Below are 14127 nucleotides of genomic sequence, written 5' to 3'. Positions count from 1 at the left end.
CGGAGTTGTCGCGGCCCGTGACAAGCTAGTTCAGCGCGCCTCCGATGCCTTTTTTGTTCGCGAGCTTGGAGCTCGAGAGCGTGATGCGGCGGCCGCGCTGGATTGCCACTGTCCGTGTGTCCTCGCAAGGATGGCCCTGTCTACTTCGAACCGGTCAAAGTGTGCTAGGGCGGTCTCGCAATAGCAGTCGCCATCTGCGTCGTAGGGCGGCTCCGTGTAGCGACGGTCAGGATATTTGACCACCTCGTTCACCGAGCTGGTGGTCGGAATCGGCTCAGCAGCTCGGCTGCCTCAACTGCATCGTGATGATGAGGCGGATGGGCGCGCTGTTCCATGGTCTGCCAAGGCCTCTTGACGTCGCTGTTCATCGCCACGCCGTTCGTTCTTCTGCAATGTGGCGGCCATGGCCTGCCGTGCAACTGATTGCTACCCACCGTTGCATGCGTAGCGATCGTGTTTCCCCTCATGCGGTCCTGCTGAAGTTTGACGACGACTTGCGAACAAAGCGGCAGCTGTCCACAACGTAAATGCGCTGTGCGTGTTGATTCAACTGCCGGCAAATCCACATAGACTGTTAACCTAACAAGAACAAACCGTATGGCTTTACGTCGCATCGCAACCGCATTACTGCTGGCTGGATTGATTACCGCCCATACCGCGCAGGCAGATGTGATGCTCAATTTCGTCGATGCCGGCATCGATCAGGTCGCCAAGGCGGTCGGCGCGGCGACAGGGAAGACGATCATTGTTGACCCGCGCGTCGAAGGGCGGCTGAATCTCGTCTCTGAGCACCCTGTTTCCGAGGATCAAGCATTGAAAACTCTGCAGTCTGCGCTGCGAATGCAGGGTTTCTCGCTGGTGCAGGATCACGGTGTGCTCAAGGTCGTGCCCGAAGCGGACGCGAAAGTGGAGGGTGTGCCGACGTACATTGGAAATGCGCCTTCGGCACACGGCGATCAGGTCGTCACCCAGATCTTTCGCCTCAGGAACGAATCGGCGAACAACCTCCTGCCAGTGCTGCGTCCGCTCATCTCGCCGAGCAATATGGTTGCGGCCTATCCATCGAATAATACGATCGTCGTCACGGACTACGCTGATAACGTCCGCCGCATTGCGCAGATCATCGCGGGCGTCGATTCTGCGGCCGGCCAGCAAGTGCAGGTAGTGGAACTGAAGAACGCGAATGCGACCGACGTTGCGACGCAGATGACCAAGATGCTCGACCTTGGGTCGATCGGCAATACGGATGCGACGCTGAAAGTCTTAGTGCAGGCCGATCCGCGCACGAATTCGCTAATGCTGCGAGCGTCGAACGCAGTGCGCCTCGCGGGGGCGAAGTCGCTGGCGAAGCAGCTTGATGCGGCAACCGGGCGGCCCGGTAACATCCACGTTGTGCAACTGCGGGGCGCGGATGCCGGGCGTCTTGCGAAGACGCTGCGCGGCATGCTCGGCAAGGGCGGCAATGATTTGATGTCCACAGGGGGCGGTGGTGCCGCGAACTCGTTCAACCAAGGAAACATGGACTCGTCGGCGGGCACGCCGGGCCAGCCCCCACTGCCAGGCGGATCCTTGGGCGGTTCGTCATTCTCGTCGATGGGAAGCAATGGACTTGCAGGCGGCGGCAACAACGGCGGTCAAGGTAACAACGCGGCGTTTCTTGGCGAAAAGGAAGGCGGTGACAGTGAAGAGAACCAGCCCGGCGGGATGATCCAGGCCGATCCGGAGACGAATTCGTTGATCATTACCGCGTCGGACGCCGTCTACGGCAATCTGCGCAGCGTGATCGATCAGCTTGACGTCCGCCGCGCGCAAATATATATCGAGGCGTTAATCGTCGAACTGTCGGCGACGACAAACGCGAACCTCGGCATCCAGTGGCAGGGTGCGCTGCTTTCGAATGGTGGAAACAACGGTCTCTACGGCAGCTCCAACTTCAATTCCAACGGCAGCCAGGGCATCGTGAACCTGACTGCGCAGGGGGCGATCATCGCGAACGCCCCCGCCGCAGCGCTCGCGACGAAGGGCGCGGACCTGCTGAACAACGGCCTGAACGTAGGCCTGCTGCACCGCTTCGGCGACGTGTTCGGTCTCGGGGGGCTGTTGCAGGCGCTGTCGCAGTCGAGCGACGCGAACGTCCTATCGACACCTAACCTCATCGCGCTCAATAACGAAGAGGCGAAGATCGTCGTTGGCTCGAACGTGCCTGTAGTGACGGGTTCATACGCCACGCCGACCGCGAATGCCGCAACGTCCGTGACCGCATTCAACACGTTCGATCGACAGGATGTCGGGATCGTGTTGCACGTGAAGCCGCAGATCACCGACGGTGGCATCATAAAGCTGCAAATCTATGCCGAAGCTTCGTCCGTCGATTCGGCATCGACGAACAATCAGGGCGGCGTGACAATCAACAAGCGCTCGGTGCAGTCGACGGTGCTGGCCGATGATGGCGAGATCATCGTGCTCGGCGGCCTGATAAAAGATGGGTACGCGAACGGCAACAGCAAGGTGCCGCTGCTAGGCGACGTGCCGTGGATCGGCCAGCTGTTCCGTTCGGAGCAGAAGAGCCGCGAAAAGACGAATCTGATGATATTCCTGCGTCCGGTCATCATCGACGATCGGGATAAGGCGCAGGCTGTCACGTCGAACCGCTACGACTATATTCAAGGTGTGCAGGGCGCGTATCGTCAGGACAACAACCTGATGAAGGACGACGACGACCCGGTCGTGCCGCAGAAGCCGGTAGGCCCAAGTCAGGGCGGGTCAGCCCTGAATCTATTCGATCTCGACAAGATGCGTCGCCAGTAGATCGATGTCTTGGTTTTCATGTTGGGATGCCCCCCTATGCGGTTCATCAAGCGTTAAGGGCTGACTTGTGTTCGGAAAAGGTCCCGTCGCATGGCGAACAGGACGTCGTAGCGTCGCCGTGCCAGTGAAATGAGCGCTTGGTTTTGTCGCTTGGACTGCTGGACTTTGCGTGCGTAGAGAGGGCCGTAAGATAGGTCTCTAAGGCCACGAGGGTCGATAGAAGCAAGTCGCCGAGCCAGTTCTTTCGTCATGCGCGGCCAGCCGTACTCACCCTTGACCTGCGCATGGATCGCGCGGATGTTGGCCAGCAAGGCATCGTCGCTGATTCGTACCGGGCTGTGCCTCTCCCGGCCCGCTGCAGCCCGCTGACGCCGCTGGTGATACCCGCTCGGGCTGACCTCCAGCAACTCGCACAGCAGCGACGCCGGCCAGCGCTTGTGCTCCCGTTCGATAAAGGCGTACTTCACGTCGATTCTTTCGCAAAGTACGCTGCCGCCTTTTTTAGAATGTCGCGCTCCATCTTCAGTCGCGCATTCTCCGCACGCAGTCGAGCCAGTTCCATCTGCTCCTCGGTTACCGGCTTCGTACCCGGGCCGACCAGCGTTCCTTTTCGGTCCGCCTGCACCCAGTTCGAGATCGTCTGGCTCGACACCCCCAGAATCGCCGACACCGCTGCCAGGCTCTGGCCGGCCTTCACCAGCCGCACCGCCTCCAGCTTGAATTCCAGGGTGTACCGCGCACGCTTCAATTGGCTCATCTTCGTTTCTCCTTGCTGCAGTTTAAACCTCAGCAAGGGATACGTTTTTCAGGGGCAAGCTCAAAGCGCCATGCGTGGGGGAAGGTCGATACGCGACCAGAGGTCGACGTAGAAGCTACCGTCAGGAGAAAACTCGATGTGATGATTGGCCGGTTCTGGCGTAAGTGATGTCAGCACCCCTTTCCGTCGAAGCCAATTCGGTAGGCATGAACGAAATAAGGGTCCTCGCCGACATTCATTCCGCTTGCTTCAAACCAAATTTCCCTTCTGACTGGATCGATGTGGTCCACCGCGCGGACAATCCAGTCACCTTTGGTGATTTGGTTTTTTAAAACACCGGTACGGCCATTAAAGAGGTACAGATGTTCAAATCCATCGCGTTCGGATGCCCAGATAATTTCCTCTCCATCATTAACATTGTAGCGAAAGTATTTTCCGGAATCTATTTGGTTATTTCTTAAATCTGTATAATCGACGAACGTGGAGCTGACCTCATCGATCAAAGAGCGCGTACGGCCGGTGGCGGCCTTCACCTCGATTACTCGGTAGAGCTGATGGCCGCGTTGGTTGTACTCAAATGTAAAGCCTTCCCCATCCTTCCGCCAATTAATTTTGGAAAGGTCAAAAGGATTCGGGAACAAAGCATTGTCGATATTGATCATGCGCTTGTTGACTATGTCGAATAGTACCGGTTGCGGTCGCGGAAGAATATCTCCCGCTTTGGCATACTCTATTGGCTCATACCTGGCTTGATGGTTTGTTGCTGAGGAATTGACAAGCACGATTTGACGCGGTTGGCCGAGGGCGACACGGTAACCTGCGAGGTGATTGGAGTCAGGGGACCACTTTAGGGATGAGAAGACGTAATTGTTCGCTTCTGTCCCGTCCCAACTTAACGGTACATTTACGGATCCGTCCTTACTCATTAGAAAGACGTTGGAGTTTTTGATATATGCTTTCCACTTGCCGTCCGGTGAATCGATTGTGATTCGACTATCGCTTGCAGCCGTTGGCGTGAAGTCGTTATGAAATGGCAAGATTTCGCCCTGAGAGATCCTAGTGCAGATGTAGCTTGAAAGATCACAACTCCACTGAACGGAACCAATGGAGAACAGCAACTGGTTGCCGTCTTGTCCGATTTCGAAGCGGTCAAAGGGCAGCGAATTGCCTCGGAAATTCGAGGAGGCCGCCTTATTTAATGCTTCGGCAAGGCGGCCATGATCGAAAGCTGGTTGCTTCTTCCCAGTTTTGATATTGAGTTTAATGAACTGGCGCTCACCATGTGTCGTCCGTCGGTAGGCAAGGGTCTCGGGCGAAAGCCAGAAAGGGGGGGTATCGACGAAATTGACAATTTTATCCGAGTATTGATAACGAACTGTGAGAGCCCGCTGAAAGTCTGAGGGGGTAAGAGGAAAGGGGGGGTATGGTTCCGTTCCCCTGGTTGTCAGCAGCCGATAGCAACGTGCAGTAGGAAATTAGAAGCAGAAAGATGGTGACAATTTTTTGCATGGATGTTTGGCCTTGACTATGTATAGGTGTATCGGTTACGTCGTCGGCTTACCTTGAGGCAATTTTTATGCCATCAGTGAATGCGAGTGGGTATGATCAGTGTCCGCTGAGCGCAAGCGAGGTTCCAGCGACCGGTGAGATTAACTGACTGTAGTGAGGTGAAGACCTTCGATAATCAGTGAAATACAAAGCAAACTGGCGGCACGTGGAACGGAGTCGCATTTGTTCGACACTGGCCTTTGTCATCTCGTCCTTGCCTCCCATGTTGTCGAGGAAGTTACAAACAGCAGGGCCCCTTCGCTCCACCAGCGTTACCCGGTTTCACGGCTACTACGGGCCCATCCGCCACCCTCTCGCCTTCGGTCCACTTCCCGGGTTCGCCGGTTATAGAACCTACCTTGCTCCGGCGATTTCGCGCCGGGGCGAGGAGGGCTTCTCCAGTTGCTCAGCATGTCCTTGTCTTCGTGCCGTCGCTTCCACCCCGCCGAAGTGGAATAGCCGTATCGGTCAGAATTCCGCTACCCATGCTGCCTTCACCCTCACGGTTGCGGGCTCGGCCCTCGGAGCTTTTCATTTTCGAGGCCACATCTACGTTCACTTTTGTTACGGCCCGATGACTCGCGCATTCCCCTAGGAAATGCCTGTCGATAGGCTTCAGAGGCTTGGTTTCCCCCCACCCTGCTATCCAAGCTACGGGGCCTCTGACTTCTAGCGAAGTCAGCTTGATAGATCGAGCAACAGAGTAAAGCTTGGACGAATGACGTCGAAAGGTTGCGTTGGCAATCGAGCGTGATGACAAGACTGGTCGGACCGTGACTCGCTGAACTTGAAGCATAATTCGAGCGTTGAGCTCGTGCGACAAATGAGGGACGAGTCAGCGGATTTCATCGGGGCCCGCAGCGAATGAGGCTGGCCGCGATGTCGATCGGGTTCTCGTTGCGAAACGTGTCGAATTAACACACAAGAAAAACTGGCGCATCGGGGGCGTTCATATAAATTATGTTGGTCGGCGTGTCCGACGAAGTCGTCGCGACGGTGGCACCGAAGATCGACGCGTTCAAGGCGAAGCTGCCGGGCGGCTACCGGGTCGAAACCAGCGGCCTATTCGAGGAAAGCGCGATCTCCCGGACGTCGGTCTTTGCGGTGGTGCCGGTCATGATCGTGCTGATGTTCACGAGCATGATGGTGCTGCTGGTGTGCTTCCGGCGTCTGGCCATGGAGGTTGCGGTGATGCCGCTGGGCCTGATCGGCGTGGTGCTCAGCGCTGCTGGTGTTCAACCGGCCGCTCGGTATCGTCGCGATTCTGGGCATTCTGGCGTTGATCGGCACGAAGGGGCTGATCGACGTATGCCCATGCCCGCGTCCCCGCACCGCTCACGTGGTTCGCCATGGTGCTGGCCTCGCTGATCGGGCTATGAGTGCTGTATCTGCACATCCCGGTTGGCACGCTGCTCGACGCGCTCGCGCCCGGGGCGCTGTGGCCTGTCCTGGCTGGCGCGGCGCTTGCCATCGGCTGGGATCGATGGAGGAGGAAAGTGCCTCGCGCACCGGTAGGAGATGTGGGCGTGATCCTGCGCGAACTCCAGCGGGGCGCAGCGGCGGTGGCGCGATTCGCGCAATGCGCGGATACCTTCGTGCGGGAATGGTCCGTGTCGTGTCTGACGCTGCTGCTGGTTGCGCTGCTGTCCGGATGCTGCCGTGCAACCAGAGGCCTTTGGGACGCGAAAACCAAGCAGAAGGTCGGTTCCAGCCAGATCCACCAGTTGGTGCTTCACATTGACCTGTTCTCGGTAAGCACCCGGTGAAGTCATCTTGATTGCGTAAGGCTCGAAGGCGAGGATCGTGTCCATCTAAATTTTTAATGGACAGATGTACATGATGGACGAGATCGAGGTGACGCAGGAGGTCGTGCAACCGACACGACGTCGGCGGCATAGCAAGGAGTTCAAGGCGCAAGTCATCCGGGCGGCGATGCAGCCCAACGTATCGATCGCGGCGGTAGCACTGCACTATCGCTTGAATGCCAACATGCTCCGAAGCTGGGTGGCGGCGCAGGAGGAGCTGGATGCGGCCGAGCTCGCCCGCAAGTCAATGAGCGTGCCATCGGCAGAATTTGTGCAGTTGCAGCTGGAAGCGTCCGGAGCTGCATCTGGCGCGACAGAGATCCTGATCGAGGTACGTCGGGGTGCGGCAACGGTGACGGTACGTTGGCCGTTATCTGCAGCCAGCGATTGTGCGGTGTGGTTGCAGGGGTGGCTGCGGTGATCCGCATCGACGCGATCTGGCTGGCGACCGAACCGCTGGATATGCGCGCCGGCACAGATACGATTCTGGCGCGCGTGGTGAAGGTGTTCGGCGCAGCGCGACCACATCACGCCTATCTGTTCGCCAACAGGCATTCGACGCGCATGAAGGTGCTCGTCTATGACGGGTTCGGAATCTGGCTGGCCGCGCGTCGCCTGAACAAGGGCCGGTTCGTCTGGACGAACGGTGAGCAGACGATCGCGACCGCGCTCAATCCCGAGCAGTTGCGTGCGTTGGTGACCGGACTGCCCTGGCAGACGTTGGTTCACGATCACGCGATCACGGTCGTGTAATACCCCCAGAGCCGTAAACTGGCTTGCTTCCGTCGCGGGTGAGGTTCTGGCAGACTGCCTGCATGGACCTGCCCGCCGACCTCGACACCCTGAGCCCCGACGAACTGCGCACGCTGGCCGCGCGGTTAATGTCGCAGGTTGGTGAGAACGAACGGGAGCTGCATTACCGGCAGACACGTATCGAGCAGCTCGCGCATGAGATTGCTGTACTGAAGCGCATGCAGTTCGGCCGGCGTAGCGAACAGGCCAACAGCGAACAGATGAGCCTGCTCAATGAGGCGATTGACGCCGATCTGGCCGCGCTCGAGATTGAACTGGAGCAGTTGCGGCCGACACCTCGAACCGATGACGAGCGCCAGAAGCCGAAGCGGGCAAGCTTGCCGCCCGGTTTCCCGCGTACAGACATCCACCACGAGCCCGCAGACACCCGGTGCTCGTGCGGTTGTGAGCGCGAACGGATCGGCGAAGACATCAGCGAGAAACTGGACTACACGCCGGGCGTATTCATGGTCGAGCGGCACGTCCGTGGCAAGTGGGTCTGCAGGACGTGCGAAACGCTGGTCCAGGCGCCGGTGCCGCCCCACGTGATCGACAAGGGCATTCCCACCACGGGTCTGCTCGCGCAGGTGCTGGTCGCCAAATACGGTGACCATCTTCCTTTGTATCGCCAGGAGCGCATCTTTGGTCGGGCCGGCCTGGCGATTCCGCAATCGACGCTGGGTGAATGGGTTGGTGTTTGCGGGATGAGACTGCAGCCACTGGTCGACGCGCTGCGAGCGGAACTGCACAGGCAGGAAGTGCTGCACGCCGACGAGACGCCGGTGCAGATGCTCAGCCCAGGCAAGGGCAAGACCCATCGGGCCTATCTCTGGGCATACAGCACCACGCAGTTTGTCGAATTGAAGGCGGTCGTCTATGACTTCGCCGACAGCCGCGCTGGTGAGCATGCCCGTGCGTTCCTTGGCGGCTGGTGCGGCAAACTCGTGTGTGATGACTACGGTGGCTACAAGGAAGGTTTCCGTCAAGGCATTACGGAAATCGGGTGTGCTGCCCACGCCCGACGGAAGTTCTACGAGCTTCACGCCAATCACAAGAGTCAGATTGCCGGGCAGGCACTTGAACACTTCGCGGCACTCTACGACGTCGAGCGAGAGGCCGCAGGGCTCGATCCCGAACAAAGACGTGCCCTTCGTCAGGAGCGTGCCCGGCCGATTGCCGATGCGTTGCACGACTGGATGACTGGTCAGCGCAAGCTTGTCTCGGAGGGCTCGGCCATTGCGAAAGCGCTGGATTACAGCCTCAAACGCTGGGAGGCGCTGATGCGCTATCTCGCCGATGGGCGAGTGCCCATCGATAATAACTGGCTAGAAAACCAGATACGTCCATGGGCAACTGGAAGGGCGAACTGGTTGTTCGCCGGCTCTCTTCGTGCGGGCCAACGTGGTGCCGCCGTCATGAGCCTGATCCGATCGGCACAGCTCAACGGTCATGACCCGTATTGCTATCTAAAAGACGTCCTGACTCGCTTGCCGACCCAGCGCGCCGACAATCTCGCGCAGCTGCTTCCACATCTCTGGTCACCTACCACAGCCTGATCGACACGAATCCGTGCCCCCGGTGTGTTTGCCGGGTGCTTACTGTTCTCGCAGCGGATGCCGGAGCAGATTCTTCTCCACTAAACGTACCGTTGACCTCGTCTGAATCTCGCTAGGATTCGCGAGGCGACAGGTCAATGTCCTTGAAATTGCACCAAGACGGCTCCCACCGGGAAGCCGCCGCTGCCGGACGCTCAGCTTGTTCAGGACCGTCGAACGACAACGAACCTACAACGCAACGCGGTCGGCTGAGTGCATTCATAGTAGTCAAGGTCGCGAAGGCCAGATTTCCGGCGCCATAAGCCTTGATCTACCCTTAGACTTGGTAGCGGAGACCTAGGCATGTACCGTAGATTCACATGTCCGCCTTTGGCAAGTTCGTAGGAGCACTGGACTGACGCCGATTGCACAACACCGTCATTATCAAGCTGCGGTGGATCAAACGTGGCTGAGGTGAATTCCTTGATATTGCCGTCGTCCGGTCCTCTCGCAAAACCCGTCCATTCCCCCTCGTTATCGCTGGTTGTTGCAGTGTACACGTTCCGCGCAATTTTGATGACGGCGGGCGTCGGGCAGCTTTCGTATGTTTCAGCAGCAGCGCAATACGATGCGCTGAGCGCAAGGGTAACAAGAAAGAGATTTCTCATCTTCGGCTTTATTCCTCAATTTTGCAATGGCAGTGGGCTAAATTATCTGAGCATCTGGCAATGCATTTAACGAAAATTAAAATGCAAGCCATTGCAGTTTAGATGATGTCTAATTCCGCCTTTTTAGAACTTCGATTGCGTGATCGCCTGAAATCGAGCACATAGTTTATACCGTAATAGCGCTAACCATAACAAATAAAATTTATGCGAGAGTCAATGTCGTTGATGGGTATGGCAGATCCATGTTTTCGAGGCGTTAAGGCATGGAATGCCAAAGCCCTGTAGTTTCCACCCCTCGGCTATCCTCGAAGTACCGCAGAGAGATAGCGAGCAAGCGCATAATACCGGATTGGCGAACGGCGGTAGGAGTTTGAGCCGACGATATTGCGGGCAAAGGATTCGAGAAAAAATGACGAAGATAACCCGGCGCATGCCCTCAATGGCGTTCGGCGCGAATGCGGCCACTCGCAATGGCCTTCCGCATATCGTGAAGGCCCCTGACCACGATTCAGCCGAATAGCGATCATAAGTGTAGAAGTTATGAGGTGGCGGATCTTTATGCCTTGGTGGAGTAAGGAAATCGGGCTGGGGATGCTTCCCTGAGCTATCGCGTCCGCTTGCGTCGTCGAGATGCAGATAGGTCAACGTGGTCAGCCAGCGCGGGACGGCCGAGTCCTTGGCCGACTGGTCTGAATGTGCGATTTCTTACGCGGACATCGTTCGCGCCAAACCCCGTATGACATCACTTAAAAGTGTCGTGCCGGGGACCGTCGGACGCTGCGGCAACGACCCGGAGTACGTCACCTTCGAGCCTTGCCTTCCACGAAACGATACGACGGAGGTCACGGGAAAGCGGGTTAGATTTTCCCAACCAGGCGCTCGATGCCCTGTATGATCTCGCGCCGTATTTCGGGTGGAACACTTTTATCAAATCCGATCTGATCGCGTAGCGCTTCAGCACGCTCTCTCGGGCGGGAGGCTGGTATTCCACGCCGCCGCAATCGCCGTTAGCGCGCTCTGATATTCCTCCAGTGTTGGATGATCGGATACCTCATCCTGAAGCATTTGCGCGAGAGCGCCAGGAGATTTTCTGCTCCGGCGGCAGTTCATTCCGATCGAGAACGATAGCGTCGGGTTCCCTGACTGAACCGCTCCCCGTCGCAATGCATCCAGGTCGCCAACGCCCAGTTTGCGGGCACGCGACGATTTTTTCTGCTGGCTGGCTTTGCCCATGTTTCTGCCCCTTCGCTGCGTTCTGAATCCGAAAATTATCGCGGCCAACTGGTTGCTCAAGACTGGCACAGGTGTGACGGCTTTGCCGGATTTTTTGCGCTACACTGGCCAGCCCATTCGAGATCCGGAATTCGGCATGGCGACCATCGAAAGTACCGCGTATCCGAGGTTTCCCAAGGTTTTTTCACCGGAGGAATTGCAAGCGTTCTATTCGCCGGACGTCGAAGAGCTCGAGTGGGTGCGCCGCAACGCGCGTGGCCAGTCCTCGAGACTGGGCCTGCTGGTTTTGCTGAAGGCCTTTCAGCAGATGCACTACTTTCCCTTCGTTGACGCCATTCCCCCCGCTGTCATCGAGCACATCCGGGCGAGCGCGAACATAGGCGCCGAGGCCGCATTCGGCTACAACAGGGCAAGGTCGCCCGTCTTGTTTCGTCACTATGCGGCAATCCGGGAATTTCTCTGCATCCAGCCCTATTACAACTCCGATACCAAAGGTGCAATACGAAGGCGGCTTACCGATTGCTTTCAAATCCGAAAGCTTGTGAGCAGGATATCGTGCGCGGGCACTTTGAAGCTACGCGAAGCTTCGAACGCTACGCCTCTTACACGATATCTCCTCAAACTTGCCCAGCTTGGCGGATATGGATCGAGCCAGTGCCCCGCCGCCCGGAAACACCGCGATCTGGAGAGGTTTGCGAAGACTCATCGATATACAACTCGGCTTTGAACTCTCAAAAAATCATGGGTTACCGCAAGTTTAATGGACCGCATACCGCCTTTCTTCCATGCCGCTGTCACGACGCGACGCGGGGCGTGTCTCCAATCGCCCTACGCGCCCCTACGCCGCGACCTGCATCGTCGTCATACCGCTCACAGCGCACTTAGCGCTTGCAGTATCTGGATTGTTCGCCCTTTGTCGCGACGTCGATATACGACGTCGCCTGAAAAGGGCGGACACTGACCGCCATCGACACCTAGGCCCCGCCAGAAAAAACTCGTTGTTTGCGGGGCTCACTTCGCGCCGGGGAACGGGCCTCTGCCATCATGAGCCTGATCCGTTCGGGACAACTGAACAGGCACGATCCGCTCGCCTATCTGAAGGATGTGCTCGCGCGCCTGCCCACATATCTCGCGACTGACATCGACGACTTGCTGCCTCACCGATGGGAACCTTCCGCCAGCGCTCTATAGATTCCGCGCGCGCCGGGCAAGGTGACTTCACCGGTTGCTTACATCACAAGGCAGGCGTCGATATTGGAGCCAGAACCAGAGCGTGCGCTTGCATCCATGACCCTGTCAGGCCACGCGCTCGCGTCTAACGTGCAGAAAACTGCCGCCTCATGATCTCCGTCATCCGCTCGATATGCATTAGCAATTCGGGCACCGCCGTCGCCTCCCAAAAGCGTCTTCTAAGCGCGGGGCCAATATAAAAGAGTGACGGATTCGTGCAGCCATTGACTCGGACTACGCGGTAAGACTCATCAACACACAACCCCGCCCAGTCAAATTTTGCAATCCCGTCGCGCCGTAACTGATCAAAAAGAGAATCGCACCCGTGTGCTATAGGCCGATGTAGGCGATCTGCATGCGGTACTGTATCTGACGCCGCAGCTGAATGAGCGGGAGCCATCCCGGCACCCGTGCAATTGACGAAATACGATGCGCGTACAACGCGCGAGCCCGTTGCTGCGCGCGGGCGAATAGCCAGCAGCAGCCCGTCGCCATGTGCGCTGATTGTCTCGATTCGCCCACTCATAAGCGAGAGGCGGCCACTCATCCTGAGTGACGCGACGAGCGCTGCCGTGGAAGGTGGCTGTCGGTGACGATGTGTTTCCCAGTAAGGCGCAATATGACGCACGAAAGCGCGCCGGTCGGCCTCAGACCAGTTTGACCAGATCTGCGGTACCGCAGGACGCAGGCTATCGATCACCTCGCGCCAGTCACCGCCTCTCGCGCGATGTTCAGCAATGACTTTGCGTACGGCGGTGAGGCAATGCCTAGGGCCAGCAGTCAGTTGATCGAGAAGCGCCCGCCGCGCTTGTGGCTGAAGTTTCGGCAGTGACCGGCGGTGGTGTTGGGGCAACAAACCACGGCGGGACATAAGAGTGAAGCACAACTTTTCGCTGCGCCGATGCAGCGCGTAAACAACGTCGAGTGCCGTCAGACCAGACCCGTACATGAAGAACTGGCTGTCATCCGGCACGGCCCGCAGTTTAACTGCGTCCCAGGGATTCGCGAGGAAACGTTGATCGAGTGAAGCGCCACCGGTCGCTGCTACAGTGATGGAGGGGCGGCCATAGCTGTGGCCCGTCGCAAGGACGACGTGATCGGCAGAAATCTCCACACCCGTGTGCAAGTAAACCTTCGTTCGGCCATCCTCTTCGGGCGCCAGCGCAACGGCGTATCCGTCGTGTTGAGAAAACTGATGCTTCCCCGACTTTCCTACTGCCTGTTTTAGCCGATGTGCAAGATAGTCACCGTACCATGCGCGTGGCAGGAAATCATCGGGTTCCGCAGGCCGGCCCCGCAGTCGGCAATAATCGACAAAGCCGTTCCCGTTGTCCCGCTCAACACTGAGGGCCCGTGCGGGGGCGTTCAGGAGCCAACCTTCCTCGTCCGACCGATAAGCAATGCCGCGCGAAACGCTATAGCTGGCATCGACCAGTGCGATCGACAGGGGCTTTGCGGTTTGATCCGATAGTAGCCATGTGGCGGTCATCGTCCCGCAAAAGCCAGCACCCACTATCACGATCGATACAGTCATTGCCACGGTTCCAATGGTTGTTCGTATCCGCTCGCGCAGAAAATTTATTTTGACGTTCACATGAATATTCGTGCCGATAGCGTCGCTTGCTGACCTTACCCCTGTTTGACGTATCCCATAGCCGAGGGAATTCAGGCGGCTCGCTGGGCAGCGAGCCAGTTCTTCTCGAACGTCATAGGGCTGACGTAATCGAGCGTCGAGTGTAGCCGATGGGCAT

Annotated in this window: 12 protein-coding genes and 2 pseudogenes; 9 read left to right on the top strand and 5 right to left on the bottom strand. The window is 57.8% G+C overall.

Going from position 1 to position 14127, the window contains the following annotated elements; all coding sequences use genetic code 11:
* The first annotated feature begins 597 nt into the window (after nt 1-597).
* A complete protein-coding gene (gspD, locus tag AB4Y43_RS32695; protein ID WP_368619614.1) occupies nt 598-2808 on the top strand; it encodes a type II secretion system secretin GspD in 2211 nt (736 codons plus the stop codon).
* A 236-nt stretch (nt 2809-3044) separates the two neighbouring features.
* Here the strand turns inward: gspD and AB4Y43_RS32690 are convergent.
* Together AB4Y43_RS32690 and AB4Y43_RS32685 are read right to left on the bottom strand one after the other, a co-directional pair.
* A pseudogene (locus tag AB4Y43_RS32690) lies at nt 3045-3565 on the bottom strand (transposase); the annotation flags it as partial.
* Nucleotides 3566-3735: 170 nt separating this feature from the next.
* Nucleotides 3736-4683: a DPP IV N-terminal domain-containing protein gene (locus AB4Y43_RS32685; protein ID WP_368729676.1), complete on the bottom strand. Its 948-nt coding sequence runs from the start codon at nt 4681-4683 to the stop codon at nt 3736-3738.
* A 1402-nt stretch (nt 4684-6085) separates the two neighbouring features.
* Here AB4Y43_RS32685 and AB4Y43_RS32680 point away from each other — a divergent pair.
* From AB4Y43_RS32680 to AB4Y43_RS32660, 5 genes are all read left to right on the top strand, one after another.
* Nucleotides 6086-6481 (top strand): efflux RND transporter permease subunit, encoded by a 396-nt coding sequence (locus tag AB4Y43_RS32680; protein WP_141710968.1) that lies wholly within the window; start codon nt 6086-6088, stop codon nt 6479-6481.
* An 11-nt stretch (nt 6482-6492) separates the two neighbouring features.
* Nucleotides 6493-6879 carry a hypothetical protein gene (locus AB4Y43_RS32675; RefSeq protein WP_368729675.1) on the top strand — a complete coding sequence of 129 codons (387 nt, stop codon included), beginning with the start codon at nt 6493-6495 and terminating at the stop codon, nt 6877-6879.
* Nucleotides 6880-6949: 70 nt separating this feature from the next.
* Nucleotides 6950-7339, top strand: a complete 390-nt coding sequence (locus AB4Y43_RS32670) for a transposase (RefSeq protein ID WP_368729674.1) — start codon at nt 6950-6952, stop codon at nt 7337-7339.
* Nucleotides 7336-7671: an IS66 family insertion sequence element accessory protein TnpB gene (gene tnpB / locus AB4Y43_RS32665; RefSeq protein WP_254344552.1), complete on the top strand. Its 336-nt coding sequence runs from the start codon at nt 7336-7338 to the stop codon at nt 7669-7671. Before AB4Y43_RS32670 ends, tnpB begins: the two co-directional genes overlap by 4 nt.
* A gap of 62 nt (nt 7672-7733) precedes the next feature.
* Nucleotides 7734-9266: an IS66 family transposase gene (locus AB4Y43_RS32660; protein WP_368729673.1), complete on the top strand. Its 1533-nt coding sequence runs from the start codon at nt 7734-7736 to the stop codon at nt 9264-9266.
* 203 nt (nt 9267-9469) lie between these two features.
* On the opposite strand, the gene AB4Y43_RS32655 is transcribed toward AB4Y43_RS32660, so the two are convergent.
* Nucleotides 9470-9805 (bottom strand): DUF3757 domain-containing protein, encoded by a 336-nt coding sequence (locus tag AB4Y43_RS32655; RefSeq protein WP_368619640.1) that lies wholly within the window; start codon nt 9803-9805, stop codon nt 9470-9472.
* On the opposite strand from AB4Y43_RS32655, the gene AB4Y43_RS32650 reads away from it, so the two are divergent.
* Nucleotides 9711-9983 carry a hypothetical protein gene (locus AB4Y43_RS32650; RefSeq protein ID WP_256095114.1) on the top strand — a complete coding sequence of 91 codons (273 nt, stop codon included), beginning with the start codon at nt 9711-9713 and terminating at the stop codon, nt 9981-9983. The two genes, AB4Y43_RS32655 and AB4Y43_RS32650, sit on opposite strands and share 95 nt — an antisense overlap.
* An 884-nt stretch (nt 9984-10867) precedes the next feature.
* On the opposite strand, the gene AB4Y43_RS32645 is transcribed toward AB4Y43_RS32650, so the two are convergent.
* Entirely contained in the window at nt 10868-11146 is a 279-nt protein-coding gene (locus AB4Y43_RS32645; protein WP_141710967.1) for a hypothetical protein, read from the bottom strand.
* Nucleotides 11147-11282: 136 nt separating this feature from the next.
* Between AB4Y43_RS32645 and AB4Y43_RS32640 the strand changes: the two genes are divergently transcribed.
* Together AB4Y43_RS32640 and AB4Y43_RS32635 are read left to right on the top strand one after the other, a co-directional pair.
* Nucleotides 11283-11873 carry a DUF4158 domain-containing protein gene (locus tag AB4Y43_RS32640; protein WP_368685908.1) on the top strand — a complete coding sequence of 197 codons (591 nt, stop codon included), beginning with the start codon at nt 11283-11285 and terminating at the stop codon, nt 11871-11873.
* A gap of 259 nt (nt 11874-12132) precedes the next feature.
* A pseudogene (locus AB4Y43_RS32635) lies at nt 12133-12337 on the top strand (transposase domain-containing protein); the annotation flags it as partial.
* A 124-nt stretch (nt 12338-12461) separates the two neighbouring features.
* Here AB4Y43_RS32635 and AB4Y43_RS32630 read toward each other — a convergent pair.
* Nucleotides 12462-13865 (bottom strand): FAD/NAD(P)-binding protein, encoded by a 1404-nt coding sequence (locus tag AB4Y43_RS32630; protein WP_368729681.1) that lies wholly within the window; start codon nt 13863-13865, stop codon nt 12462-12464.
* Between the last annotated feature and the right edge of the window lie 262 nt (nt 13866-14127).

Source organism: Paraburkholderia sp. BR10872 (assembly GCF_040965835.1).
In the GTDB taxonomy this organism is placed as follows: Bacteria; Pseudomonadota; Gammaproteobacteria; order Burkholderiales; family Burkholderiaceae; genus Paraburkholderia; species Paraburkholderia nodosa_A.
Note: the sequence above shows the minus strand (reverse complement) of the source record. Positions and strands in the feature narration are given on the sequence as shown.